At 32.3% G+C, this 24,564-nt stretch carries 24 protein-coding genes, 1 tRNA gene and 1 pseudogene; 11 read left to right on the forward strand and 15 right to left on the reverse strand.

What is annotated here, in order from left to right:
• Positions 1-2 precede the first annotated feature (2 nt).
• Both ilvN and lpxD read left to right on the forward strand, forming a co-directional pair.
• Positions 3-473, forward strand: a complete 471-nt coding sequence (ilvN, locus tag B6S12_RS03660) for an acetolactate synthase small subunit (protein WP_111229459.1) — start codon at positions 3-5, stop codon at positions 471-473.
• Positions 474-481: 8 nt separating this feature from the next.
• The gene (gene lpxD / locus B6S12_RS03665; protein ID WP_111229460.1) at positions 482-1,468 is read left to right on the forward strand and encodes a UDP-3-O-(3-hydroxymyristoyl)glucosamine N-acyltransferase; all 987 of its coding nucleotides are present in this window, start codon (positions 482-484) and stop codon (positions 1,466-1,468) included.
• A 12-nt stretch (positions 1,469-1,480) separates the two neighbouring features.
• Here the strand turns inward: lpxD and B6S12_RS03670 are convergent, their stop codons facing one another.
• From B6S12_RS03670 to B6S12_RS03700, 7 genes are read right to left on the reverse strand one after another with little or no spacing between them, the layout of a single operon-like run.
• The gene (locus tag B6S12_RS03670; RefSeq protein ID WP_111229461.1) at positions 1,481-2,680 is read right to left on the reverse strand and encodes a potassium/proton antiporter; all 1,200 of its coding nucleotides are present in this window, start codon (positions 2,678-2,680) and stop codon (positions 1,481-1,483) included.
• 9 nt (positions 2,681-2,689) lie between these two features.
• Positions 2,690-3,148, reverse strand: coding sequence for a low molecular weight protein-tyrosine-phosphatase (locus B6S12_RS03675; RefSeq protein ID WP_111229462.1), 459 nt, complete (start codon positions 3,146-3,148; stop codon positions 2,690-2,692).
• Positions 3,148-4,176 carry an aspartate-semialdehyde dehydrogenase gene (locus B6S12_RS03680; protein ID WP_111229463.1) on the reverse strand — a complete coding sequence of 343 codons (1,029 nt, stop codon included), beginning with the start codon at positions 4,174-4,176 and terminating at the stop codon, positions 3,148-3,150. The genes B6S12_RS03675 and B6S12_RS03680 overlap by 1 nt, the downstream gene beginning before the upstream one ends.
• Positions 4,177-4,185: 9 nt before the next feature.
• On the reverse strand, positions 4,186-5,490 hold the full coding sequence (locus B6S12_RS03685) for a sigma-54-dependent transcriptional regulator (protein ID WP_111229464.1): 1,305 nt from the start codon (positions 5,488-5,490) through the stop codon (positions 4,186-4,188).
• Positions 5,491-5,502: 12 nt separating this feature from the next.
• Positions 5,503-5,889 carry a hypothetical protein gene (locus B6S12_RS03690; protein WP_111229465.1) on the reverse strand — a complete coding sequence of 129 codons (387 nt, stop codon included), beginning with the start codon at positions 5,887-5,889 and terminating at the stop codon, positions 5,503-5,505.
• Positions 5,890-5,896: 7 nt separating this feature from the next.
• Complete coding sequence (gene gyrA / locus B6S12_RS03695; RefSeq protein WP_111229466.1) at positions 5,897-8,383, reverse strand: DNA topoisomerase (ATP-hydrolyzing) subunit A; 2,487 nt, start codon at positions 8,381-8,383, stop codon at positions 5,897-5,899.
• Positions 8,384-8,438: 55 nt separating this feature from the next.
• Positions 8,439-9,167, reverse strand: a complete 729-nt coding sequence (locus B6S12_RS03700; protein WP_111229467.1) for a hypothetical protein — start codon at positions 9,165-9,167, stop codon at positions 8,439-8,441.
• Positions 9,168-9,257: 90 nt separating this feature from the next.
• Between B6S12_RS03700 and B6S12_RS03705 the strand changes: the two genes are divergently transcribed.
• The 3 genes and pseudogenes from B6S12_RS03705 to B6S12_RS03715 all read left to right on the forward strand — a co-directional run bounded on the left by B6S12_RS03705 (position 9,258) and on the right by B6S12_RS03715 (position 10,840).
• Positions 9,258-9,746, forward strand: a complete 489-nt coding sequence (locus B6S12_RS03705) for a peptidylprolyl isomerase (RefSeq protein WP_111229468.1) — start codon at positions 9,258-9,260, stop codon at positions 9,744-9,746.
• A gap of 251 nt (positions 9,747-9,997) precedes the next feature.
• Positions 9,998-10,429, forward strand: coding sequence for a hypothetical protein (locus tag B6S12_RS03710; protein ID WP_111229469.1), 432 nt, complete (start codon positions 9,998-10,000; stop codon positions 10,427-10,429).
• Positions 10,426-10,840: pseudogene (locus tag B6S12_RS03715) on the forward strand (type II toxin-antitoxin system VapC family toxin). Before B6S12_RS03710 ends, B6S12_RS03715 begins: the two are co-directional and overlap by 4 nt.
• Before the next feature lie 23 nt (positions 10,841-10,863).
• Here the strand turns inward: B6S12_RS03715 and B6S12_RS03720 are convergent.
• Genes B6S12_RS03720 through B6S12_RS03735 form a run of 4 tightly spaced genes read right to left on the reverse strand, consistent with a single transcriptional unit; the run spans position 10,864 to position 14,178 of the window.
• Positions 10,864-11,862: a hypothetical protein gene (locus tag B6S12_RS03720; RefSeq protein ID WP_111229470.1), complete on the reverse strand. Its 999-nt coding sequence runs from the start codon at positions 11,860-11,862 to the stop codon at positions 10,864-10,866.
• Positions 11,863-11,904: 42 nt separating this feature from the next.
• The gene (locus tag B6S12_RS03725) at positions 11,905-13,218 is read right to left on the reverse strand and encodes a UDP-N-acetylmuramoyl-L-alanyl-D-glutamate--2,6-diaminopimelate ligase (RefSeq protein ID WP_111229471.1); all 1,314 of its coding nucleotides are present in this window, start codon (positions 13,216-13,218) and stop codon (positions 11,905-11,907) included.
• Positions 13,215-13,943 (reverse strand): hypothetical protein, encoded by a 729-nt coding sequence (locus B6S12_RS03730; RefSeq protein ID WP_111229472.1) that lies wholly within the window; start codon positions 13,941-13,943, stop codon positions 13,215-13,217. Before B6S12_RS03730 ends, B6S12_RS03725 begins: the two co-directional genes overlap by 4 nt.
• The gene (locus tag B6S12_RS03735; protein ID WP_111229473.1) at positions 13,933-14,178 is read right to left on the reverse strand and encodes a NifU family protein; all 246 of its coding nucleotides are present in this window, start codon (positions 14,176-14,178) and stop codon (positions 13,933-13,935) included. Before B6S12_RS03735 ends, B6S12_RS03730 begins: the two co-directional genes overlap by 11 nt.
• Before the next feature lie 247 nt (positions 14,179-14,425).
• Here B6S12_RS03735 and B6S12_RS03740 point away from each other — a divergent pair, with 247 nt between their 5' ends.
• From B6S12_RS03740 to B6S12_RS03755, 4 genes are all read left to right on the forward strand, one after another.
• The gene (locus tag B6S12_RS03740) at positions 14,426-15,157 is read left to right on the forward strand and encodes a fumarate reductase cytochrome b subunit (protein ID WP_111229474.1); all 732 of its coding nucleotides are present in this window, start codon (positions 14,426-14,428) and stop codon (positions 15,155-15,157) included.
• Between the two features lie 12 nt (positions 15,158-15,169).
• Positions 15,170-17,143: a fumarate reductase flavoprotein subunit gene (locus B6S12_RS03745; RefSeq protein WP_111229475.1), complete on the forward strand. Its 1,974-nt coding sequence runs from the start codon at positions 15,170-15,172 to the stop codon at positions 17,141-17,143.
• Entirely contained in the window at positions 17,140-17,886 is a 747-nt protein-coding gene (locus B6S12_RS03750; RefSeq protein ID WP_111229476.1) for a fumarate reductase iron-sulfur subunit, read from the forward strand. The genes B6S12_RS03745 and B6S12_RS03750 overlap by 4 nt, the downstream gene beginning before the upstream one ends.
• An 82-nt stretch (positions 17,887-17,968) precedes the next feature.
• Positions 17,969-18,056, forward strand: a tRNA-Ser gene (locus B6S12_RS03755).
• A gap of 1,812 nt (positions 18,057-19,868) precedes the next feature.
• Here B6S12_RS03755 and B6S12_RS03760 read toward each other — a convergent pair.
• From B6S12_RS03760 to B6S12_RS03775, 4 genes are all read right to left on the reverse strand, one after another.
• Positions 19,869-20,564, reverse strand: coding sequence for a TonB family protein (locus B6S12_RS03760; protein WP_111229477.1), 696 nt, complete (start codon positions 20,562-20,564; stop codon positions 19,869-19,871).
• Positions 20,530-20,913 (reverse strand): TonB system transport protein ExbD, encoded by a 384-nt coding sequence (gene exbD / locus B6S12_RS03765; RefSeq protein ID WP_111229478.1) that lies wholly within the window; start codon positions 20,911-20,913, stop codon positions 20,530-20,532. Before exbD ends, B6S12_RS03760 begins: the two co-directional genes overlap by 35 nt.
• Positions 20,906-21,334, reverse strand: coding sequence for a TonB-system energizer ExbB (gene exbB, locus B6S12_RS03770; protein WP_111229479.1), 429 nt, complete (start codon positions 21,332-21,334; stop codon positions 20,906-20,908). The genes exbD and exbB overlap by 8 nt, the downstream gene beginning before the upstream one ends.
• A gap of 120 nt (positions 21,335-21,454) precedes the next feature.
• Positions 21,455-22,039 carry a ribonuclease HII gene (locus B6S12_RS03775; RefSeq protein WP_425454653.1) on the reverse strand — a complete coding sequence of 195 codons (585 nt, stop codon included), beginning with the start codon at positions 22,037-22,039 and terminating at the stop codon, positions 21,455-21,457.
• A 192-nt stretch (positions 22,040-22,231) separates the two neighbouring features.
• Here B6S12_RS03775 and B6S12_RS03780 point away from each other — a divergent pair, with 192 nt between their 5' ends.
• A complete protein-coding gene (locus B6S12_RS03780; RefSeq protein WP_111229480.1) occupies positions 22,232-23,050 on the forward strand; it encodes a plasminogen-binding N-terminal domain-containing protein in 819 nt (272 codons plus the stop codon).
• A 19-nt stretch (positions 23,051-23,069) separates the two neighbouring features.
• Positions 23,070-24,449, forward strand: coding sequence for a glycolate oxidase subunit GlcD (gene glcD, locus B6S12_RS03785; protein WP_111229481.1), 1,380 nt, complete (start codon positions 23,070-23,072; stop codon positions 24,447-24,449).
• Positions 24,450-24,564 lie beyond the last annotated feature (115 nt).

Genomic DNA, 24,564 nt, shown 5'->3' on the forward strand with positions numbered 1-24,564 from the left:
CTATGGAAACCAAAAGAACTATTATTGTAACTGTTCTTAATGAACATGGAGTTCTCTCTCGCATTAGCGGTTTATTTGCTGGAAGAGGATATAATATTGAATCTCTAACCGTTGCCCCTTTATTAGAGAGTAATCTCTCACGCATTAGCATTGTTACAAAAGGCGATGAAAGGGTTTTAGAACAGATTTTAAAGCAACTACACAAGCTTATCCCTGTTTTAAAAGTGTTAGAAGATGAACAAATTAATGAGCTAGAATCTCTACTTGTAAAATTTAGCAGTAGTGAAAATATAGCAGATTTAAATGCTATTTTTAGTGCTTATAATGGAAAAGTTTTAGAAGTAAATGAAAAAAATGCGATTTTTATGGCTTGTGATACTCCAAATCGCATCGAATCTTTACTAAAAGCTATCAAAGCTTATAGGCCAAAGGATATTACTAGAAGTGGAACTTTAGCTATTGAAACAAATTAGGAATAAACATGCTATTAATAGAACTTATTAACGATTTAAAAGCAAAAGGCTTAATAGAGCAAGTAATCTTTTATGAAGAAGAATGGAAAGAATACCAAAATACACACAAAGAAATTACCGCCATTGAATCTCCACAAGTTGCAGAGCATTCTCATATCACTTTTTTAGAAAAAGATAAATACAAAGAAGAGATTAAAAAAAGCAAGGCAGGAGCAGTTTTATTGCGTTCTTGCGACATAGAAGCACTCAATAAAGAAGCAATAGGTTTAATAAGTCCTGCTCCCTATCTTGCTATGGCTTATCTTACAAGATTTTTTCAAAAACCACTTTTTCATAAAAAAGAAGAGGCAATCATCTCAAGCAGTGCAGAAATCTTCCAAAATGTAGTGATAGGAAAGGGGAGTAGCATTGGTGCTGGAACGATTCTAATGGCTGGAGTGGTAATTGGAGAGAATGTAAGTATAGGAAAAAATTGCATTCTTTATCCTAATGTTTGTGTTTATAATGATACGCTCATAGGCGATGATGTAACAATCCATGCAAATAGTGTAATTGGAAGTGATGGCTTTGGCTATGCACACACACAAAATGGAGAGCATATTAAGATTTATCATAATGGAAGAGTTGTGCTAGAAGATTGCGTGGAAATTGGCTCTAATACTTCCATTGATAGGGCTGTTTTTGGGGAAACCCGTATTAAAAAAGGGGTTAAAATTGATAATCTCGTGCAAATTGGACACAATTGCATAATCGGGGAGCATAGTATTATTGTTTCTCAAGCTGGGATTTCTGGATCTACAACTACAGGACGCAATGTGGTGCTTGGAGGGCAATCAGGTAGTGCAGGACATCTACACATCGGAGAATTTACTCAAGTAGGAGCAAGAGGAGCTATCTCAAAAAGTCTTCCTCCTTTTGGAAAATTTTCAGGACACCCACTCTTGCCTATTAATGATTGGCTAAAATTACAAGCTAAACTTAAAAAACTCATTTAAGGCTCATAAGCCTTAGTTTTTAGAAATTTTTAATATTTTTGCCACCCATTTAAGACTCATTCCTTGCAACAATACAGAAAGAATAACAGCAAAAAAGACAATATTAAAAAACATAGAAGAAACTTCTAGCTGATAAGCATAGGGATAAGTAGCCAAAATAATAGGCACAGCACCTCTTAATCCAACCCATGAGATAAAAATCTTTTCTTTAGTATCATAAGGACTTCTACAAAGCGAAATAAACACACTAAGTGGGCGTGCTACAAAAATTAAAACCACTGATAAAATCACCGCTTGAAGCGTAACAGAACTAAGCTGCGAAGGAAACACAAGCAAACCTAAAACCAAAAATACAACAATCTGCATAATCCAAGCACTACTATCATGAAAAGCGATAATATTGTCTTTATGAGGAAAGATGTATTTATTAGTTAAAATCCCTGCAATATAAATGCTTAAATACCCATTTCCATAAAGTAAAGAAGAAATTCCAAATACAAGCAAAAGCCATGCAAGACTTAAAAGCGGATATAACCCTGCTTGTGCTATCTTCACTTTTGCACAAATTTTAGGAAAAAGATAGCCACAAACCAATCCAAAAATTCCACCTACAATAAATTGTGCAAAAAACTGAATCACCCACTCCAAAATAGAAGCCTCATGAGGCATAACAATTATTTGCAAAATAGTAATGGTTAAAAAAATTGCCATAGGATCATTGCTTCCAGATTCTAACTCTAATAGATAATCAATATTATTTTTTAATTTGATTTTAGAAGAACGCAAAACCATAAACACGGCTGCTGCATCTGTGGAGCTTACAATCGCACCTAAAAGTAAAGACTCTAAAAAGCTAAAATCTAGCATAGTATAAATACACAATGCCATAACCATTGTAGTTAAAAGCACGCCCAAAGTAGCTAACAAAATACCACTTTTAAGCACGGGTTTAATTTCTTTGTAATGTGTATTAAGTCCTCCACTATACAAAATAAACACTAAGGCTATTGTGCCTATAATTTGTGCTAAAATTGCATTAGAAAACTCAATACCTCCAATCCCCTCGCTTCCTAGTAGCATACCAATACCCAAAAACACAAGCAAAAGAGGAATACCAATTTTTTCAGAGATTTTAGAAGCATACGCACTAAAAAAGAGCACACCTCCTAATAGTGCCAAATAAAGATTAAGATTAGAAGCTAAATCTCCCAAAATTATCCTTTAAGTGAGAATTTTTTGCTTGAATAATTCTTGAATACTATTTTCTAGCATTGCATAAATCTTTTCAAACCCTTCTAAATTAGGATAGTAATAAGGATCGGGAATATCTTGTCCTTGAAGAGCAAAATCTCCCATTAAAACCACTTTTTCTTTTGGAAAACCAAGCCTTAAAATATCGCTCAAATTTTGCCTATCCATCGCCACAACTAAATCAAAGTCTAAATCTGTGTAGCTATTGATTTTACGCCCTCTTAAATGCGATATATCAATACCTTTTTGCTTAGCTATTAAAATAGACTTCTCACAAGGTGGCTCATTAATATGCCATCCACTTGTCCCAGCAGAATCTATTTTTAAATCTAGATTTTGTTTAGTAGCTAAATCCTTTGCAATCCCCTCAGCCAAAGGAGAGCGACAAATATTCCCCAAACATACAAATAAAATTGAAGCAATTCCCATTACTCTCCTTGCATTTTAATCCATTTTTGCGCAATTCTTACTGCATTTGTAGCAGCTCCTACACGCACTTGATCAGCCACACACCATAAATGCACGATATTTTTATCATAATTATCCACTCTAATACGCCCTACATAGGTTTCATCTGTATCTGTGGCAATAAGCGGCATAGGATAAGAATTTTCTTTTGGATTATCCATAAGCACCACAGATTCTGCATTTTTTAGCACCTCTTTAATCTCTTTAGCGCTCACTTCTTTATTAAATGCAATAGTAATAGACTCACTATGGCTTCTTAAAACTGGAACCCTCACACAAGTTGCACTCACAGCAAAGCTACTATGCATAATCTTATTGGTTTCATTGACCATTTTCATTTCTTCTTTTGTGTAGTCATTATCCAAAAATACATCAATATGCGGAATAACATTTAAAGCAATTCTATGTGGAAATGCCTTAGGCTCTACACTATCTAAACTAAAATCAAAAAACTTTTGCATTTGCATAATTAATTCTTCCATACCCTTTTTACCTGCACCCGATACGGCTTGATAAGTGCTAACATCTACCCTTTTAATCCCAAATGCTAAATGCAAAGGCGCTAAAACCTGCACCATTTGAATGGTAGAGCAATTTGGATTTGCAATAATGCCTTTTTTCTCCCATAGTGCAATATCTTCTTCATTCACTTCTGGAACTACTAAAGGCACATCTTTATCCATTCTAAAATGGCTTGTATTATCAATCACAACCGCACCTGCTTTTGCTGCACTAGGTGCAAATTCTGCACTTATGCTACCACCTGCTGAAAAAAATGCAATTTGTATATCCTCTTTTTCAAACACATCATGGGTTAGCTCCACCACTTTATGACTTTCTCCTTGAAATTCAATCTCTTTACCCACGCTTCTAGCACTCGCAAGTGGCAAAATTTTTGCCACTGGAAAATTTCTCTCTTCTAAGATTCTAAAAATCTCCTCACCTACTGCCCCAGTTGCACCCACAACCGCTACATTATATTTTCTCATTTTTACTCCTTACAATTTAATTTGATAGTGTTCCATTTTCTTGCTTAGAATTTCTTTTTTCATTCCTAAAATCTCACAAGCTCTATCTAAATCTGAATCGCTTGCTTTTAGAGCTTCAATAATAAGTTCTTCTTCTAGCGAAGCAATCTTCTTCTCTCCTGCACTCTCACGCGAGGTTAAAAATAAATCTTCTGGCAATATTTTATCTTCTTCACACAAAATTGCAGCTCTCTCTACTACCGATAAAAGCTCTCTAATATTTCCTGGCCACCTATAAGATAAAAGTTGCTCTTTAGCACCCTCACCCCAAGTTTTTTTACCCACGCCATATTGGCTATCTACCTGCTCTAGCTTCCATTCACTAAGAGGGATAATCTCTTCTTTTCGCTCACGCAAAGGGGGAATATGGATAGGAATGGTTTGCAATCTAAAATACAAATCCTCCCTAAACTCTCCTCTTTTAATCTTTTTTTCAATATCTGCATTTGTAGCAGCAATAAGGCGTATGTCTATTTTAATGGGCTTATTAGAACCAAGCCTTACCACTTCTTTTTCTTGTAGCACTCTTAAAAGCTTTGCTTGAAGTCCCATAGGCATTTCACCTATTTCATCTAAAAATACACTACCACCATTTGCACACTCAAACTTCCCTGCTCTTCCTTCTGTCGCATCTGTAAAAGCACCTTTTTCATATCCAAAAAGTTCCGATTCTAGCAAATTTTCTGGAATTGCTGCCATATTAATAGCCACAAAAGGCTTATCCAATCTTGTAGAATTTTGGTGGATATAATTTGCAAAAAGCTCTTTGCCTACTCCACTCTCCCCTAAAAATAACACAGAAGCATCTGTTTTAGCAGCTTTAGAAGCCAACTTTAAAGCACCCTCTAATGCAGGAGAAGTCGCAATAAAAGAATTTTTCTCTTTAGTTTTTTTGGTGCTTTTCTTTTCAGCCTTACCTATTACTTCTTTTGCTTTTTTGGCTCTATGAATTGCTTCTACCAAAGTTTCAATTTCAAAAGGTTTGGTTAAAAAGTCTTTTACACCAAGCCTAATAGAATCAATAGCTTTATTCAAAGTTGCATTTCCTGTGATAATCAACGCCTCATACTTGCCATTTAATTCACGCAAAAACTCTAGCCCATCCATTTGTGGCATATTAATATCCGTAATGATTAAATCCACAGAATCATCTAGCTTTTTTAAGGCATCTTTAGCACTTTTAAAGCTAATTACTTCAAATTCATCATATTCACCTAAAGCAATTTCAAGCGATTTTCTCATATTAATATCATCTTCAACAATGGCAAGCTTCATTTTTTCTCCTTTTTAGGGTGATAAATAATAAATTTTTGCAATCCCTCGCTCAAATTCCACATAAATGCGTGTAGGAGGAATACTTAAAACACTCACAAAATTCCCAACTAAATTCGTTGCTTTACTCCTATCTTCTAGCCTCACACCCCATTTAAAAAAGCACTCTAAAATCTCTTCTTTATAAGTTTTTAAAAACTCATTTTCGCTATTTGCCTCATGCAAAATCTCACAATTCCTATAAGGACTAAGCTTCCTTTTTCGCTCTTGCATGATGGGGGAAAAATAATAATCCTCATTTAAAATCACTCCATCTTTAATCGCTAGACGGTAGGAAAATATAAGCTCTCTTGCATTTAAAATCCCACCCACTAGCAGAAAAAGACAAAGAATTTTAAACATTACAAAACTACTCTCCTAAAAGCCCCATATCTTGATTTTGCTCTTCAATCTCCTCTTCTTCTTTTTCCTCTTTAGGACATCTAGCAATGGATACTACTTTTTCTTCAGCTACATTGACAATAATAACACCACTTGTAGCACGCCCCGCTTTTCTAATGGAGTGCATATCTACTCTTATCATTTTGCCACTTGAAGTTAGCACCATTAAATCCATATTTTCATCCACATTGACTACACCCACAAGCTTTCCAGTTTTTGGTGTGAGCTTCATAGCTATTACACCCTTTCCACCGCGTTTTGTGATTCTATATTCATTTGCCTCTGTGCGTTTTCCAATTCCTTTTTCACTTACACTTAAAATCTCTTCATTTTCACTAGAAATCACAGTTGCACCGATTACAAAATCTTTAGGCATTTTAAACTTGATAGCTGTTACCCCTCTTGCTACACGCCCAATCTCTCTTGCATCACTCACTCCAAACCTCACACACATTCCCTCATAAGTAACCACCAAAATTTCTTGAATACTAGGAGTGATGATTTTTGCAGTTACTACCTCATCATTTTCATCTAAATTAATCGCTCTAACTCCCACACTTCTAATGTTTTTAAACTCGCTTAAATTCGTGCGTTTAATAATTCCATTACGCGTAAAGAACGCAATAGACTTATCTTCATTAAAGTCTTTTGTAGTAATGGTTGCCATAATTTTCTCATCAGGAGCAAGATTGATTAAATTTACCACTGCTTTACCAATGGCTGTGCGACTTGCCTCTGGGATTCTATATACTTTTAACCAATAAAGTTGCCCTTTGTTTGTAACAAACATAATCGTATCATGCGTATCTGCAACAAAGAAAGATTCAATAAAATCATCATCATGCGTATTTGCAGAAATCTTACCCTTACCGCCACGATTTTGCTTCTCATAAGTCCTTACAGGCACGCGTTTTACATAGCCTCTATGGCTCATAGTTACCACTACTGGTTCATTTGGAATTAAATCTTCCATATCAATGCTTTCATAGTCTTCCTCAATAGCGGTTAAGCGTTTGGAGGTAAATTTGTTTTTAGATTCTTGAAGCTCTTCTTTAATAATTCCATTTAGCATTGATTCACTTTTTAAAATAGAGCTTAGATATTCAATTTCTTTTAATAGCTCTTGGTATTCATTTTCAATTTTATCTCTTTCTAAACCTGTTAATCTTTGAAGTCTCATATCCAAAATTGCTTGGGCTTGTATCTCGCTTAGATTAAATTTCTCCATCAGAGCATTTTTAGCCACTTTTGGATCACTACTAGAACGCACCAAAGCTACAATTTCATCAATATTTTCTAAGGCAATTCTTAAGCCCTCTAAGATATGTGCTCTAGCTTTTGCTTTTTCTAAATCAAAAATCGTTCTTCTAATAACAATGCTTTTTCTATGGGACAAAAACAAATGCAACAATTCTAAAAGATTAAAGATTTTAGGCTCTTTATTGTAAATTGCCAAAAGAATAATCCCAAAAGTGCTTTCCATCGGGGTAGATTTAAAAAGATGATTTAACACAATTTCACTCATTGCTTCTCTTTTTAGCTCAATTACAACCCTAATCCCTTCTCTATCTGATTCGTCTCTAACTTCAGAAATCCCTTCAATCACCTTATCTCTTGCAAGCTCTGCAATCTGTTCTACAAGTCTTGCTTTATTCACTTGGTAGGGAATCTCATCAATTACAATAATATCTTTTGTTTTAGTTTTTTCAATATGGGTTTTTGCTCTTATTTTAATGCGTCCTCTACCGCTTTCATAAGCTTCTCTTATCCCACTTTTTCCATAGATAATCCCACCTGTTGGAAAATCTGGCCCCTCAATAAATTGCATAATTTCATCTAAAGTTGCATTTTTATTATCCACCAGATAAATAAGTGCGTCTAAAATCTCATCACTTCTATGTGGAGGGATATTTGTAGCCATACCCACTGCAATTCCATTAGAACCATTAATCAATAAATTTGGCAAACGGCTAGGTAGAATATCTGGCTCTGTGGTTGTATCATCATAATTTGGGATAAAATCCACAGTATCTTTTTCAATATCTCTTAAAATCTCTTCAGCTGCCTTTGTCATTCTAGCTTCTGTATAACGCATAGCAGCCGCACTATCACCATCAATACTTCCAAAGTTTCCTTGTCCATCTACTAACTCTAAACGCATTGAAAAATCTTGTGCCATTCTAACAAGTGCATCATACACCGCTGTATCGCCATGTGGATGGTATTTACCTATTACATCACCCACAATTCTTGCAGACTTCAAATGCTTAGCTCCCGCAGTCGCATTTAGCTTTGACATTGCATAGAGGATTCTCCTATGCACTGGCTTTAGCCCATCTCTAGCATCTGGAAGCGCACGCCCCACAATAACACTCATAGAATAATCAAGATAACTTTCTTTAATCGAATCTTCAATATTAACATTTTGAATATCTTGGTTTAATAAATCAGACATTTCTTCCCTTTTGGTAAGCTTTTTTGTATTTTAGCTTTATTTTACTTTAATCTTGCTAATAATTTGCTACACAATAATCTTGTATTTGTGGATAATTTTCATAAATAGAGGTTTTTTTCAAATTGCAAATGAAATTTAAAATATCTTTTTGCGTTAAAATCTTTGCATGAGTTTTACCCCCCTCCTCTTCACCCTTACTTAAAATCCCATAAAATTCATCATTAATAAACAAAGGCATTCCTAAAAGCTTTTTAATTTGTGGCTCTTGCATAGCCTTAAGCTCCAAGAAAGTCATTTGCTCTTTTGCAAATTCTAGCCATTCTTGCTCCAAAAAATAATCCAAAACATCTTTATCTATCAAATCTCTTTGCAAAGGTTTTGTCAAAATATCTAAAAAACGCGTTTTATAATGCAAAGAACGAAAATTTTGCTCTGGAAGATCATTGCAATAAATATCTGTAAATTTTGTAGGTTCTAAAATCGCTAAGCCCATATTCTTATCAAATGCAAGTATTTTTGTATGCATAAGACAAGCTATAGGCTCATCTCTAGCCTCACTCACATACAAAATAATGTCTTTAGGATAAATAATTTCTTTTTCATGATAGGAGACATTTTGTGCATGTGTTAAAACTAGTCCTTCATTAATAATAACTCCATACCCACTCTTAAAGCGACTTTCACCAAAATTTGAAATAACTTTCACACCTTCTTTAATCCACTCTGGATAATCTTGTGCATAAACTTGAAGCCAAAAACACAATAAAAACATAATCCGCATCATTTTGTAGCCTTAAGTGTATTAAAATTATTTTTAATACTTTTATACTACAATAAATTTGCTATAAAGATTTTAAATTTTAAGGATTTTTAAATGGAATTAAAAGAATTCAAACCTACACAAGAAGAACTGTTATCTTATGCTTATGCTATTATCAAAACAGAAAAAGGCGATATGAAGTTTGAGCTTTTTGCAAAAGATGCACCCAACACCGTAGCAAACTTCGCTACTTTGGCAAAAGATGGCTTTTATAAAGATCTTAATTTTCATAGAGTAATTGCAGGGTTTGTAGCACAAGGTGGTTGCCCCAATGGAGATGGCAGAGGAGGGCCTGGATATAGAATAAAATGTGAGCTAGAAAATAATCCCAATAAACATCTAAAAGGATCGCTTTCTATGGCACATGCAGGAAGAGACACAGGAGGTAGTCAGTTTTTTATCTGTTTTGCTCCACAACCCCATCTAGATGGAGAACACACAGTATTTGGAGCTATTAACAAAGAAGATAAAGAAAGCCTAAAAGTCCTAGATTCTCTAAAACAAAATGATAAAATTTTAGAAATTATTATTAGTGATAAGTAATTTTTCTAAAAAATAGTATTAAAAATTATAAAAAATTTTGCTTTTGCTAAAATTTAGCTATATTTTATAAATTTCTTTATAATTTTGCTAAAAACAAGCAGGAGCAAAAATATTATGGATACCAAAAACCTTAAATTTACCCAAACACAAAAATTTAATTCCAAAGAAGAGCTTTTAAAATGCTTAATTGATGAGAGTGCAATATGTGTTGATGGATTATCTAAAATTGCAAAAAAATATTGTTTGTCATTATGCAAAATTTAAACGACAAAAATATTTTGCAATACAATGAAAATCTCATTTCTTTTTTTCAATCTCAAATTAATTTAAATCAAGCCTCTATCTATAATGCTTTGCGAGAATTACAAAAAAGACAATTATTCAAAAATGTCAATCAGACTCTCATAGATTCCTACTTTATAAATCCAAATATTATGGGTAATAATCCCTACAAAAGTAGCAAAACATTTAGGCGAGAAATTGCTAATGAAAGTGATTTTATTAATAAAAGTATAATAGTTAAAATTGGTAATTTAGAAGAAGTAAAAGAAACCGACAATGGAGCAAAAAACTTTATAGATAAATTTGCAGGTTCGCTAACTGGCTCTTTCCACCCCACAAAAACTGCCAAAGAAATGAAGCAAAAAGCTCTAAAAAAAGATATTCAAGAAGGAAAAATATGAAAAAAGTCTTTTTAGATACAAATATTTTTATTGATTTTTTTGATAAAAATAGAGCTTGTCATTTGCAAGCTAGAGAGTTATTTCATTTTTTAATTTCTAATAAAATCCAAATAGTTCTCTAAAGATATGCTCTCAACCATAGCCTATATTTTAAAAGATAATAAATTAGAAAATTTTATACTATTTATGAAAGAAATTATTTTAAATGAGAAATTTAAAATTGCTTCTTTTGGAAGCTTTGTCATCTATGAAGCAAGTAATTATTTTATACATAATAAAGGAGATTTTGAAGATTATCTGCAATATTTTTGCGCCCAAAAAGAAGAATGTTGTGCTATTTATACAATGCATAAAAAATTCCCACAACTAACTGCTATTCCCATAAAACATTATGGTGATTTTAATCTTTAAGTCCCCTTTTAAACTATCCTTGGTTAAGTCTTTAGCGATAAATACACAGCCTGCAAAAGATTTTCATAATCTCTTTGCATAGCTTCTTTATTACCCTGAAGCATATAATAATGCAAAACTATTGTGTAGTTATCTGTAATAATTACACTTTGATAAGCCATTGCTCCCATTTGTTTATAGCCTGTGAGAGCATGCGTTTGTGCGGATACCCCAAAATATTTTTCTGAAAGTTTATCTTCTCCTAAATATTTTGGTTTTAACTCATTTTGATCTTGAATATTATTTAACATAACCGACTTTTCCCATTGCTTAGCAATTACTTCTTTGGAAAAATTTTTATTATTTATAAGTGCAATTCCTCTTTGTAATTTTCCACCTTTATCTAGCAAATAAGCGTATTCGTCCATTAATGTTGTGCTTTCATAAACCGCTTCTCTAACCTTTTCAAACTTACCCGTAGATGAAATTTGCTTAATATTCTTCTCTAACTCTTTAATATCAAAAAAATCTTCAAGTTTATAATATTTTAACTCTCCCAAACATTGCCTTTTCTTTATGGGAGCATTAGGAGTAATTGCTTCTTTTATTAATTCTAATGTTTCCAAATAATCTTTACTTGTTCCATTAGAGCTCACTATTGACATTTTTACTTTATCAAAAAACAATTGATTTTTTCTTACTAACTCTCTCCTATAATTTCTTGCAAATTCATTAGAAATTTGCCCTAGAATCTCTTTGCTTTCTTCATTTTTTCTTATAAACTGATATTTTTCCTTTAGAGATTGTTGATAAAATCTTTTCTCTGCTATTTTTGGAGTATCTCCTTTTTCATAATCAGAAATATCTATATAAATATCTTTTTGTTTATTATAAACTTTTAAAAAATGATTTTTATCAATCTCTTCTTTGGTAAGTTCCCAACCACAAAACACTTTTTTAATTCTTTGTGCATCAAAAACATAATTATCTTTTGCATATATATATGAGAATAACACAACCGCAGCCAACAAAAACTTTTGCAATTAACCCTCCATAATAATTATTATAAAATATTATAGTAAAAATTATTTTAAATTTTCTAAAACCTTTTGTATTTCTTCCACATCATCAAAATGCAAAGTTTCTTCTTTAAGAATTTGATAATGCTCATCACCTTTTCCAAGCACGAGCAATACCTCATCTTCTTTTAAATCTAAAATTGCTTTTTTAATTGCTTCTCTCCTATCCACTTCTATAAAAATTTCTTTTTTTTCTTTTAGTTCTTGTGGGATTCCAAGTAAAATTTCATCAATAATGCTTTGTGGCTCTTCACTTCTTGGATTATCACTTGTGATATAAATTTTATTTGCATATTTTGCAGCAACAAATCCCATTTTAGGGCGTTTGCTCCTATCTCTATCTCCTCCTGCCCCAAAAACAACTGCTATTTTTTGGTAAGCAAAGGATTGAAAAATCTGCTCCATTCCATCATGTGTATGTGCAAAATCTACAATAATAAGTGGCTTTTGATTTACAATTTGCATTCTTCCTAAAACCCCACCAAAATTTTCTAAATGCTTAGAAATTTCCTCTAAAGGTGCATTTTCTAAAATCTTCACTGCCGCAACTGCTGCTAGTGCATTATAAAGATTATGTTTGCCAAAAAGATTTAAATCCAAAAGTGCTTCTTCTTTACCATAAGAGATTTGTGCAGTAATGCCATTTTTTAAGCTATAGGCTTTCACACTTAAAGTTGCAGGATTTTCAATACTATAAGTGATACAATTTTGCAAAGCATAGCGTGCGTTTTCTTCATCTTTATTTACAAGCTTTAAATCCAGCGCATTAGCAAAAAAAGAATTCTTTACATCTCTGTAATTTTGTAAGGTTTTATGATAATCTAAATGATCACTTGTAATATTTGTAAGTATCCTTAAAGCAAAATCTATCCCAAAAATGCGTTCTTGCACAATAGAATGCGAACTAACCTCCATCACAAAATATTCACAACCCTCACTTTTGGCTTCATGTATTGCAGTATAAATCTCTAAAAGAGAGGGGGTTGTAAGCCCCTTTTCTCTTCTTTGCTCTTCGTTAATAAAAAAACCTCTTGTGCCAAGCAAACCCACTTTATAACCCATATCCAAAAGAATAGAATAAATCATAGCTGCTGTTGTAGTTTTACCATTTGTCCCAGTAATCCCGACAACTTTTAAATCCAAGTCTAAATATTTTTTCAAATCTTGTGGGGTTAAAAAATACTTAAATCCCTTTTCTTTAGCATCTTCTAAATATTTTTGTGAAGATTGTGTGATTAAAAACGCACAATCTTTAGAACAATCTTTAGAATTATCGCTAATAAAACTAAATTCTTTTGCATTTTTGATTTGTATTTTCATTTTCCACTCTTTTGTAAAATCATCTTATAAAGATTCACAAAATCCTTATCATAAAAGATAGAATTTCCTGCACTTTCAAAATAGTTTAATGCCACCTCACTAAAACCATTTTTTAGCAAATCTTGCATAAATTTTAAAAACTCTCTTTTACTTGTGATAATAATTTTAGAACTAAACATCAAGTTTGTAAAAGCTTCTTTAAATCCTACTTGCTCTACAAAGCGTGTAAAATCCTCATACATCACACCGTCATTTTGCTCAATTTGGTGATTTTGAAAATTCTCAAGCACAAAATTAAGCTCATACACACTTGTATCAAAATTTTCAATCATAGAAACAATTTGTCTAATAGCATTTATCCCTTTACTTTTTAAACTTTGATAATAATCAAAAAGTGCTCTTGCCTCATCTTCATGTATTAAAGCCATATCTGCTAATTTACTATACATTAAAATCTTTTCAAGCTCTATTTCCTTAAGAGTTGGAAAATTCTCAGCCTTAAAAAGTGGATTTTTGATTTCATTTTTTAAAGGTTTTGTGCTAAAGTGTGTAAATTTCGGAACTTTTATAGAATTTTTAGAAAGAAAATTTTGCGTAAAACTTTTTTCCATAAACTCTGAAAAAGCAAAGGAAAAATATTGCAAAGCCTTATGATAATTGCGATTTGTAAAAGCTTCTTTTGCTTGCTGTTTAAAACTTAAATAAAGCTCTAAATTATGGGACATTCACAACCTCAATATCAGGATGAATCTGTATTTTTAGTTCTCTTTCAATCCCTTGCTTTAAAGTAATAGAGCTACTAGGACAGCCCTTACAAGCCCCTTCTAATCTCACATAAACCTTTGCATTTTCTATTTTAATCAAAGTAACATTCCCACCATCTAAAATAAGAGTTGGGCGAACTTTATCCAAAACCATCTTTACGGGCTTTTCTAACTCTGTATCACTAAATGGAAACATATTTACTTTCCTTTCTTACATAATTTAAAAATACACTCTTCTTTAAGTAAGAGATAATTGGTAGAGGATTATACTTTATTCTATCTTTAAAAAGAAATATCCATAGAAATTTTCTTAGTTTTAATTTTTATTGAAAGATATTTAAAATAATTTTATAAATTTTATCTTATAATTTATCAATGAAAATTAAACGGATTGGCGTTGTGCATTCTTGCACTCATATTTTATTCTACTTTAGGAGGGTTTTATGCAAAATGATGAAGTAGTGATTCAAAGTTATTTAAAAGTAACTTCTGAAAGAAAAAAAAGAAGAAATCCAGCAAGATGGGATAAATGGCAAAGTATTACAGGTGTAGTTTTAGCTATTTTTATACTTTTCCATATGTGTTTTACTTCTTCTATACTTTTTGGAGAAGATGCGTTTAATGCAGTAGTTGCATTTTCTGAAGGCTCATTTATCTTTGGTGGGCATGGTATTCCTTGGATTACAACGATTGTTGTTGCTGTGATTGGTATTTTCTTTGTTGCACATGCATTTTTAGCTATGAGAAAATTCCCAGCAAACTTCCAACAATTAATGATTTTTAAAACCCATAAAAATCTTATGAAACATTGTGATACCACTCTTTGGTGGGTGCAATTTATTACTGGTTTTATTCTTTTCTTTATGGGAAGTGCACATCTTTTTACCATTCTTTTTGCTTCCACAAACATTAATGCAATCACTTCAGCTACTCGTTTTGTGCAAGGCAATTTAGCAGAGTTTTATTTATTTTTGCTTGTTGTAATGGTTTTACATGCTAGTGTTGGATTATACCGCGTAATTATCAAATGGGTTCCTCTTGAAGCTCCCACAACTGCACAAAGTAATATTAAAAGACGCAATGTAAAAATCGCTGTTTTTACAATCTTTATCGTTCTTGGTGTGATTGCATTTATCGCTGATTTTACTTGGATTGCTCTTGGAAAAAGTTTATAAGGAGTGTGAAGGATGAAAATAGTTTATTGTGATTCATTGGTTATTGGTGGAGGTTTAGCAGGACTTAGAGCAGCAGTTGCCTGTCAAGAAAAAGGTCTTAGCACAATTGTTTTAAGTTTAATCCCAGTTAAAAGAAGCCACTCTGCGGCAGCTCAAGGTGGTATGCAAGCATCTTTAGGAAACTCAAAAATGAGTGATGGAGATAATGAGGATTTACACTTTGCAGATACTGTTAAAGGAAGCGATTGGGGTTGTGATCAAAAAGTTGCTAGAATGTTTGTAACCACTGCCCCAAAAGCAATTAGACAACTTGCAGCTTGGGGTGTGCCTTGGACTAGAATTCAAAAAGGTGATAGAACAGCAGTTATCAATGCTCAAAAAACAACAATTACTGAAGAAGATTTTAGACATGGCTTAATCCATTCAAGAGATTTTGGTGGAACAAAAAAATGGAGAACCTGCTACACAGCAGATGCTACTGGACATACAATGCTTTTTGCAGTGGCAAATGAAGCACTAAAGCATGGTGTAGATATTCATGATAGAAAAGAGGCAATTGCAATTATTCACAAAGAAGGTAAATGCTATGGAGCTATCGTAAGAGATTTAATCACAGGAGAGCTTATTGCTTATGTAGCCAAAGGAACTCTTATAGCAACAGGTGGATATGGAAGAATCTATAAAGACACTACAAATGCTGTAATTTGTGAAGGTATTGGAACTGCAATCGCACTTGAAACAGGTATAGCAAAGCTAGGAAATATGGAAGCAGTTCAATTCCACCCAACAGCACTCTTCCCAAGTGGAATCTTGCTTACTGAAGGTTGTAGAGGTGATGGTGGTATTTTAAGAGATGTAGATGGATACCGCTTTATGCCAGATAAAGAACCAGAGAAGAAAGAATTAGCAAGTAGAGATGTTGTTTCTCGTAGAATGATTGAAAGAATTAGAGAAGGCAAAGGCGTAAAATCTGTATATGGAGAACATTTGTGGCTTGATATTTCAATTTTAGGTAGAAAACACATTGAAACAAACCTAAGAGATGTGCAAGAGATTTGTGAATGTTTTGCAGGAATTGATCCAGCAGAAAAATGGGCTCCCGTTAAACCAATGCAGCACTACTCAATGGGTGGAATTAGAACCGATTATAGAGGTGAGACTGCACTAAAAGGACTATTCTCTGCAGGTGAAGCTGCTTGTTGGGATTTACATGGATTTAACCGCTTAGGTGGAAATTCTGTGTCAGAAGCTGTAGTTAGTGGTATGATTATTGGGGATTATTTTGCTGAATCTTGCCAAAATGCCTATGCAGATATTGAAACTAAGCTTGTAGAAGAATTTTTACAAAAAGAACAAAATTATCTCAATAGCATTTTAGAAAACAATGGCAATGAAAATGTTTTTGAAATCAAAAACAGAATGAAAGAAATTATGGGCGATAAAGTTGGAATCTTCCGCGATGGACCACACTTAAAAGAAGCGGTAGATGAGCTAGAACAACTTTATATTAAATCTAAAAATATTAGCATCCAAACAAAAAGACTTTCAGCAAATCCAGAACTTGAAGAAGCCTATCGTGTGCCAAAAATGCTAAAAATTGCATTATGTGTTGCAAAAGGTGCATTGGATAGAACAGAATCAAGAGGTGCTCATAGCCGTGAAGACTACCCAAAAAGAGACGATGTAAATTGGTTAAAGAGAACTCTAGCTTCTTGGGAAGATCCAAACCAAACACTTCCTACGCTAACTTATGAACCACTAGATATTTCCACAATGGAAATTGCACCTGCATTCCGTGGATATGGTGCTAAGGGTATGATTATTGAAAATCCTGAAAGTCTAAAAAGACAAGAGGAGATTGATAGAATAAGAAGTGAAATGGAAGCACAAGGTAAAGACAGATATGAGATTCAAGAGGCATTAATGCCATTTACTTTACAGCCTCAATACAAAGCTAAAAATGAGAGAATAGGAGATAAACAATGAGTGGAGCAGTAGAAAATAGCGGAAGAGAACTAACCATTAGAGTTTTAAAGTTTGATCCAAATAGTGCGGTTTCTAAACCTCATTTCAAAGAATACAAACTAAAAGAAGCACATTCTATGACAATCTTTATTGTTCTTAATATGATTAGAGAACAATATGATTCAGATCTTTCTTTTGACTTTGTATGCCGTGCTGGTATCTGTGGAAGTTGTGGTATGATGATAAATGGTCGCCCTCGCCTTGCATGTAGAACCTTAACAAAAGATTTTCCTGATGGAATTATCACACTTATGCCACTTCCTGCATTTAAGCTAATTAAAGACTTATCCGTAGATACTGGAAATTGGTTTAATGGTATGAGCAAAAGGGTAGAGAGCTGGATTCATGCTCAAGAAAAAAGCGAAGAGCATATGAGTCAAATTGAAGAACGCGTAGAACCTAAAGTAGCACAAGAAGTTTTTGAACTTGATAGATGTATTGAGTGTGGTTGCTGTATTGCTTCATGCGGAACTAAACTAATGCGTGAAGACTTTGTAGGTGCCGCTGGATTAAATAGAGTAGTAAGATTTATGCTAGATCCTCATGATGAAAGAAGCGATGAGGATTATTATGAGCTAGTGGGTGATGATAATGGCGTGTTTGGTTGTATGAGTTTGCTTGCTTGCCATGATGTATGTCCTAAAAATCTACCATTACAAAGCAAAATTGCTTATCTAAGACGCAAAATGGCAAATGTAAAATAATTTAAATCCCTTTTAGGGATTTAAAAACTTCTTTTAATCTTTAAGATGATAAAATTCGCACTTTCAATTTTACTGATTTTATAGAGAGGTGTCCGAGTGGTTGAAGGAGCACGCCTGGAACGCGTGTAAGGTGCAAGCCTTCGAGGGTTCGAATCCCTTCCTCTCTGCCACATAATTTTTATTTCTTTTGATATTAATCCTAAAAACTTAATTTACTTAACTTCTTGCATAATCTAAAAATTCCATTAGCTATTATGCCATATTTACTACAAACAATAATTAGCATTTAAAATAAATCTTTTTAGAAATTTAATAAATATTATTAAAATCTACAAACAAACTTAAGATTTTAAAAGCATATAAAACACTCTTTAAATATCTATACCAATGATATTTACGATTATAAAGTTTCACAACCTTTCAAAATTAAAATAATAACTAACTTAATATTTTTATTTTAATCCTCCCACTATTTAATTCTTTAATTCTATAATTTAGACAACAAATTATACACAACCAATAAAAATTAGAATGGTTTATCCGATTAAAAATAAAGACAAAACACAAAAACTCTTAAAATATATAGCAATAAAAACTACTATCCTAATAATACTTTTATCTTATAGATTTTCCACAACCCTCTAATGTTTCCTACACAAATTCATATAATAGATTATATCAATTAATTTTATACAAAATTTTACTTATTTATACAATTTTAAACCCAATAAAAAACCTAAAAATACGAAAAAAATAAGCCCCTAAACTAATTAAAAACAAAAAAAGAAATAATTAAAAATATAAAATATAAGCAAGCTAACTATTAAACGAGTTATTATAAGAGTATTTTACTTGCTCTTTAGATAAATAGTGTGCAATATTATAAAACTCTAAAAAATATAAAAGTATTAAAAAATATAAAACAAGAAATATTAACCCAATACAAACCAATATAGAATGATTTTAATATTTATAGAGCTCAATGCAATAAGTCTTACGATTATAAACCACAAGTGCATATAAAAACTTATACAAAAATCTAAAATATCCAAAAAATAAATATACAAGAGGACTTTGTTAAAGTTAATAACTCTTTAAAGGTTATTTTAAATTAATCTACTTCAAAAGAAAAACTAAAAAAACTAGATAATCTACCACCATATGCTTTAAATATGCTAATTTCTATTAATAATTTCTAAATTTTGCTTTCATTGAATTTCTTATTGTTTGTTTCTCTTTTTTAAATCATCATAATTTTTAATATTGACTTTTATATATTCTAAAATCATTTTACTTTCTTATTATTTTTAAAAGTCTTATATTTCTATATTCTAAAAATTTTCAATATATTAATTTTTGCATTCCTTTTGGAAACTCTTTATATTTACTTATTTCCTTAAAAGTATCAAATAACCTATCAAACCTCAAATTAAAAAGCTTACTAAACTTAAAACTATCACGATCCTTAAATCAAAAATAATTTCTCCAAACTATTAAGTTTATTAGGCTTTAATATTTTATTAAGTTTTTACTTTAAACAAATCATTTTACTTTATAAAGCCACAAGCAAGAACCTACTATTGTTTTTTGATAAACTTATTATAAAAAACTTTTTAATGATTTTCTAAAAAGATTTTAAAATAGCATTTACTTTAATAATCTAAAAATTCTTTTCTAGAAAGCAGGATACTAACCAAAAGACTATATAGCTTTGACTAATCCTGCTAATATTCTTGCAGACTTTGCAAGCTCTAGCATTTGCATAAGACACAGCTTATACACCTATCAATAAAAAGTTGTAAAATCAGCACAACACTCCCGCAAAATTCATTAAAGCTTAGCATAAATTTTGCAATTTTATCTAGATTTAACAAAATTCCCCCTAAGTATAAACCTATCATTCTATTCTTCTATTATGCTAGCAAGGAACATATCTCCCTTACTAACATAAACTTAGAAAATTGCAAATACTATTTTATTCCCTACCCTTGTCTTAAATTATATTCAATAGGAATTCTTATTACTACATCTTTTTTAGGTGTCGGAAAAGATTGTGAAGCTTTTTTAATAGTTTTAATAGAAGAATTATCTAAAATCGCATGTGTTGAACCTTTAATTACACGGATATTTTCCACTCCACCACCACCTAAAAGCCTAAATTCTACCAAAACAGTCCCAACAGCCCTCATCATTCTAGCTTTTCTTGGATAATCTAAATTTGCATCAATAGCCTGTTTAATTGCTATTAAAAAAGGATCATTATTTTTTCCAAAAGTTAGCACAGAACTGCTTTCTTGACTTTGGTTAAGTGCATTTTGATTTGTAGGAAGATTTTGCTGTGTTACTTGCTGTTGCTTAGGAGCTTGTATGGGTTTTTTAGTAGATATTACTTTAGAAACAGGCTTTTTTTCTATAGGTTTTGCAATAGGTTTGATAATAGGTTTTTCTTTGATAGGTTGCGGTTTTACCATCTCTTGTTTGGAAGCTTGCGTTTGTTTTATTTCACTAAACTGCTTAAGAGAAATAGCAAGAGTAGTTGTCTGCAAACCAACATCTTTAGGTATAAAATGTTTTTGTGCTAAAAACACCATCATAAAAATCCCAAAATATATACCACATGTAAGCAAAAAAGAAATTTCTGTGCTATTGTTTTTTGGTTGCAATGCTGAAGTTCTCATGAGAATTTCCTTTTAAAATATCAATAATTTGTATAAAAATTTCAAATCTAGCATCTTTATCGCTTTTTAATTCCACAAGCGTCTTAGGATCAATTGTGCTTAATTGCTCTTTTAGTCCTTCTAGTGAAATTTCTTTATCTTCAAGATAGATTTTATCTTCTTTGCTAATTAAAATTTGCACCTTTTTTTCATCTTTTTGTTGCTGTGCCGAACTTGCCTCTGGTAGCTCTATTTGTATTTTCCCTTGTGCTATAAAGGTAGAAATACTTAAAACTATGGCAAGTAACACCAACATAATATCAATAAAAGGGACAATATTTAAAGATTCATTTTTAGGGATTTTAACCATTTTTTACCTCTGCTTTATAGCGATTGCTTAAGAGAGTGATTTTTCTATAAAGCCCATTGTATGCAATTAAAGTAGGAATTGCAACTGCCAAACCAAGTGCAGTAGCCTTTAATGCTAGGGATAATCCTGTCATAATACCTTTAGTGTCAATAGAACCACTAAGTCCCATTTCATAAAAAGTAATCATAATCCCAATAACTGTTCCCAAAAGCCCAACATAAGGTGCATTAGAATAGATTATATAAAGCGTAGTGAGGTTTTTTGTAATCGCATCTTCAAAAGCTTCTTGTGTAGCATAATCCTTAAAATTAACCTTAGAAAAAAACAAAACGCGTTCAATGCTAAACCATAACGCTATAAAACCCATTAATCCCAAAATGCCAAAAATTGCATAATCAATACTCTCTTTTAAAAATTCCATATTTGTCCATTCCTTGAAATAAATAAAAATTGTTATCACTATTATAACAAAAAATATTGATAATGAGAAATATTTTTAAAATTTTGTCATATTATAACTTAGTTCAAAAAAATAAAATCTCTAAAACAAAGAGGGTTGTATAAGGGATTTTATCTTGTAAGTTTTACGATGTTCTTCACACATTCCATATTCCAAAATAGCAGAAATATGAGCTTTTGAGCCATATCCTTTATTTTTGGAGAAGTGGTATTTGGGATAAAGTTTATCAAGTTCTTGCATCTGTATATCCTTTGCATTTTTTGCTAAAATGCTAGCAGCACTAATAGCAGATACTTTATCATCTCCTTTGATTAAAGTTTGTAAATTTTTCACACCAAAAGTAGAATTTCCATCAAAAAGATAAATGTCTGCACACACTTTTTCTAAAATCTCTTCTAACGCACTCTTAATACACCAACTCAAACCCCTCTCATCAATTAAAATAGCACTCTTTTCTACAAGATGATAGTTTGCATATTTTTTAATAAGAGGTGCTAAAATATCCCTCTTATTTTGTGAAAGTTTTTTGGAATCTCTTAATTCTTTTTTTAAATCTTGCGGGAAATCATCGCCCAATACCACTCCACACATAAACATAGAACCTGCCAATGATCCTCTTCCAGCCTCATCTATACCACAAATCAAAGCATTCTCCAAAAATTCCATATTCTCTCTTTATAGAAATTCACAAATCCACATCTTAAATTTGTTAAAAATTAGCAATATTTAGCTGTTAATTCAATAAAAGCCCTCTTTTTATTTTTGAAAAGTATCTTACAAATATTTACCAAATAATCTTGTAAGTTTTAAGCAAAAATAATCTATAATCGTGAAATTTTAATTGTTTTAAGGGCGATAATGAAGCGATTATTTTTTATCATGTTTTTAGTATGTGCTTATTTTTCTTTAGGATTTAGCACACCTTTTGGCAATAGACTTGCTGTGCCTATTATTGAAATAGATTCGCAAAATCCAAATTTTGCCTATGTGCCTGCATTTGATTTAAAAGTGGGCGAAAGTGGTGAAATTATCCGTTGGTTTGACAAAGAACATTCTGGAATTGTTGCAAGAGCTGCTGTTATTGAAGTTAAAGATGGGAGAGCCAAAGTTGCTTTTGAGGCTTATCAAGGACTAAATCAAGACGCTTTCCCTATTCCCCTCTTAACCCCTCAAAAAAACGATGAAGTAATTTTTAGAACTTTTAATGATCGTGCATTTTTAATTGCTCCTAATCAAGAAATTTATGATAAAATCCAATCTGCCTACCCTGAAGTTACTTGGCTACACCCCGATCTTTTTGCTGCTTACTTAATGGATATTGGACATCTTGCACCTGTAAAGGGGGATTTTAGAAATATTTGTTCTCAATATTCTGCTGGAGTTGTCTATATTGTAAATCTCAATGAAGGTCAAGCACTAGATTGCCAAACTTTTAGTCTTATCAAAAAAGATTACATTACTGGACGCGTAGCTCCAAAAGATCGTATGCGTCCTTTTTATTCACGCATAGGTAATGCCAATCAAGATTGGTTTACCTACCTTGTGAGTGGAATTAGTGTAAATGACTATTATCTTTATTATCAAGCTCTTCTAAAAGGAGAAATTGAAGATTCAGATGCTACTTTCTTTGGAAAAATCACAAGATACTTTAAAGAAACGATTAAAGAAAATTTTTAGAATTTGAAAGGTTTATGCAATGACAACGCAGAATTTTGAAGATTTAGCACAAATTGTCGGCAAAGAAGATTGCTTCAATGATAAAGCACATTTAAGTGCTTACTGCTATGATGCAACTAAAGAAAGAAAATATCCTGAATGCGTTATTTTTCCACACAATGAAGAAGAAGTGAGCAAAATTTTAAAATACTGTAATACCCATAAAATTCCTGTAATTCCGCGTGGTGCTGGAAGCGGATTTACTGGAGGAGCATTAGCGGTAAATGGAGGCGTTGTCTTAGCATTAGAAAAGCATATGAACCAAATTTTGGAAATTGATATGGAAAATATGGTAGCACGCGTCCAACCTGGTGTTGTCAATATGCAACTCCAAAAAGCAGTAGAAGCAGTGGGCTTGTTTTATCCACCCGATCCTGCAAGTGAGCACTACTCCACTCTAGGAGGAAATGTAAGTGAGAATGCTGGAGGCATGAGAGCAGCAAAATATGGAATCACTAAAGATTTTGTAATGGCACTGCGTGCTGTATTGCCTAATGGCGAAATTATTCGTGCTGGAAAAAAGACTATTAAAGATGTTGCTGGATATAATATTGCAGGTATTCTTATTGCGAGCGAAGGGACTTTAGCAGTCATTACTGAAATCACACTAAAACTTCTAAGCAAACCCAAACTTTCCCAAAGTGCTATGGGAATTTTCCCAAGCATTCAATCTGCAATGAATGCAGTTTATAAGACTATGTCAAGTGGTGTTACACCTGTTGCTATGGAATTTTTAGACAATCTTAGCATTAGAGCCGTAGAAGAAAAATTTAAAAAAGGACTGCCAAAAGATGCAGGTGCTATTTTAATTACCGAAGTTGATGGAAATTTGCAAGAAGAAATTGACTATCAAATCTCAAAAATCGAAGAAAAATTTTACGAAAATGGTGCAAATAATTTCATCAAAGCAAATTCTAAAGAAGAGGCACAAGACTTGTGGTTTGCTAGAAAAAATGCAAGCCCTAGCATTACCATTTATGGAAGCAAAAAGCTTAATGAGGATATTACAGTTCCACGCTCAAAGCTTCCAGAACTTTTAGAAAGAATTAATGAAGTTTCTAAAAAATATGGTGTAGTCATTCCTTGCTTTGGGCATACAGGCGATGGGAATGTGCATACAAATGTTATGGTAGATGGTTCTAATGAGGAAGAGCTCAAAAAAGGACATGCTGCAATAAAAGAAATCTTTGAAATTACTGTAGAGCTTGGTGGAACGCTAAGCGGAGAACATGGAATTGGTCTTTCTAAAGCTCCTTTTATGGAGCTAGCTTTTAGCAAAGAAGAAATGGATCTTTTTAGGAGTATCAAAAAAGCATTTGATCCTAACAATATTCTAAATCCAGGCAAAATGAATCTCTAAGCAGTTTCATTTTAACCTACACAAGCAAGTCCAATATTTTTTAAAAATTTTTTGCAGAAATTGCAATGCAATAAGGGCAAAATAGCTTAAAATTTATATTATTTATGCTACAATA

The sequence above is a fragment of the Helicobacter valdiviensis genome, assembly GCF_003245365.1.
GTDB classification, from domain to species: domain Bacteria; phylum Campylobacterota; class Campylobacteria; order Campylobacterales; family Helicobacteraceae; genus Helicobacter_D; species Helicobacter_D valdiviensis.

Coding starts and splice junctions, on each gene's coding strand:
- B6S12_RS03775 (WP_425454653.1), bottom strand. CDS start 22,039: ATGGAATTTTTGGAGAATGCTTTGATTTGTGGTATAGATGAGGCTGGA.
- B6S12_RS03760 (WP_111229477.1), bottom strand. CDS start 20,564: ATGAGAACTTCAGCATTGCAACCAAAAAACAATAGCACAGAAATTTCT.
- B6S12_RS03705 (WP_111229468.1), top strand. CDS start 9,258: ATGGAATTAAAAGAATTCAAACCTACACAAGAAGAACTGTTATCTTAT.
- glcD (WP_111229481.1), top strand. CDS start 23,070: ATGACAACGCAGAATTTTGAAGATTTAGCACAAATTGTCGGCAAAGAA.
- B6S12_RS03700 (WP_111229467.1), bottom strand. CDS start 9,167: ATGATGCGGATTATGTTTTTATTGTGTTTTTGGCTTCAAGTTTATGCA.
- exbB (WP_111229479.1), bottom strand. CDS start 21,334: ATGGAATTTTTAAAAGAGAGTATTGATTATGCAATTTTTGGCATTTTG.
- B6S12_RS03690 (WP_111229465.1), bottom strand. CDS start 5,889: ATGTTTAAAATTCTTTGTCTTTTTCTGCTAGTGGGTGGGATTTTAAAT.
- B6S12_RS03675 (WP_111229462.1), bottom strand. CDS start 3,148: ATGGGAATTGCTTCAATTTTATTTGTATGTTTGGGGAATATTTGTCGC.
- B6S12_RS03730 (WP_111229472.1), bottom strand. CDS start 13,943: ATGTCCCATAATTTAGAGCTTTATTTAAGTTTTAAACAGCAAGCAAAA.
- B6S12_RS03710 (WP_111229469.1), top strand. CDS start 9,998: ATGCAAAATTTAAACGACAAAAATATTTTGCAATACAATGAAAATCTC.
- lpxD (WP_111229460.1), top strand. CDS start 482: ATGCTATTAATAGAACTTATTAACGATTTAAAAGCAAAAGGCTTAATA.
- B6S12_RS03735 (WP_111229473.1), bottom strand. CDS start 14,178: ATGTTTCCATTTAGTGATACAGAGTTAGAAAAGCCCGTAAAGATGGTT.
- B6S12_RS03680 (WP_111229463.1), bottom strand. CDS start 4,176: ATGAGAAAATATAATGTAGCGGTTGTGGGTGCAACTGGGGCAGTAGGT.
- exbD (WP_111229478.1), bottom strand. CDS start 20,913: ATGGTTAAAATCCCTAAAAATGAATCTTTAAATATTGTCCCTTTTATT.
- gyrA (WP_111229466.1), bottom strand. CDS start 8,383: ATGTCTGATTTATTAAACCAAGATATTCAAAATGTTAATATTGAAGAT.
- B6S12_RS03750 (WP_111229476.1), top strand. CDS start 17,140: ATGAGTGGAGCAGTAGAAAATAGCGGAAGAGAACTAACCATTAGAGTT.
- B6S12_RS03740 (WP_111229474.1), top strand. CDS start 14,426: ATGCAAAATGATGAAGTAGTGATTCAAAGTTATTTAAAAGTAACTTCT.
- B6S12_RS03685 (WP_111229464.1), bottom strand. CDS start 5,490: ATGAAGCTTGCCATTGTTGAAGATGATATTAATATGAGAAAATCGCTT.
- ilvN (WP_111229459.1), top strand. CDS start 3: ATGGAAACCAAAAGAACTATTATTGTAACTGTTCTTAATGAACATGGA.
- B6S12_RS03725 (WP_111229471.1), bottom strand. CDS start 13,218: ATGAAAATACAAATCAAAAATGCAAAAGAATTTAGTTTTATTAGCGAT.
- B6S12_RS03745 (WP_111229475.1), top strand. CDS start 15,170: ATGAAAATAGTTTATTGTGATTCATTGGTTATTGGTGGAGGTTTAGCA.
- B6S12_RS03780 (WP_111229480.1), top strand. CDS start 22,232: ATGAAGCGATTATTTTTTATCATGTTTTTAGTATGTGCTTATTTTTCT.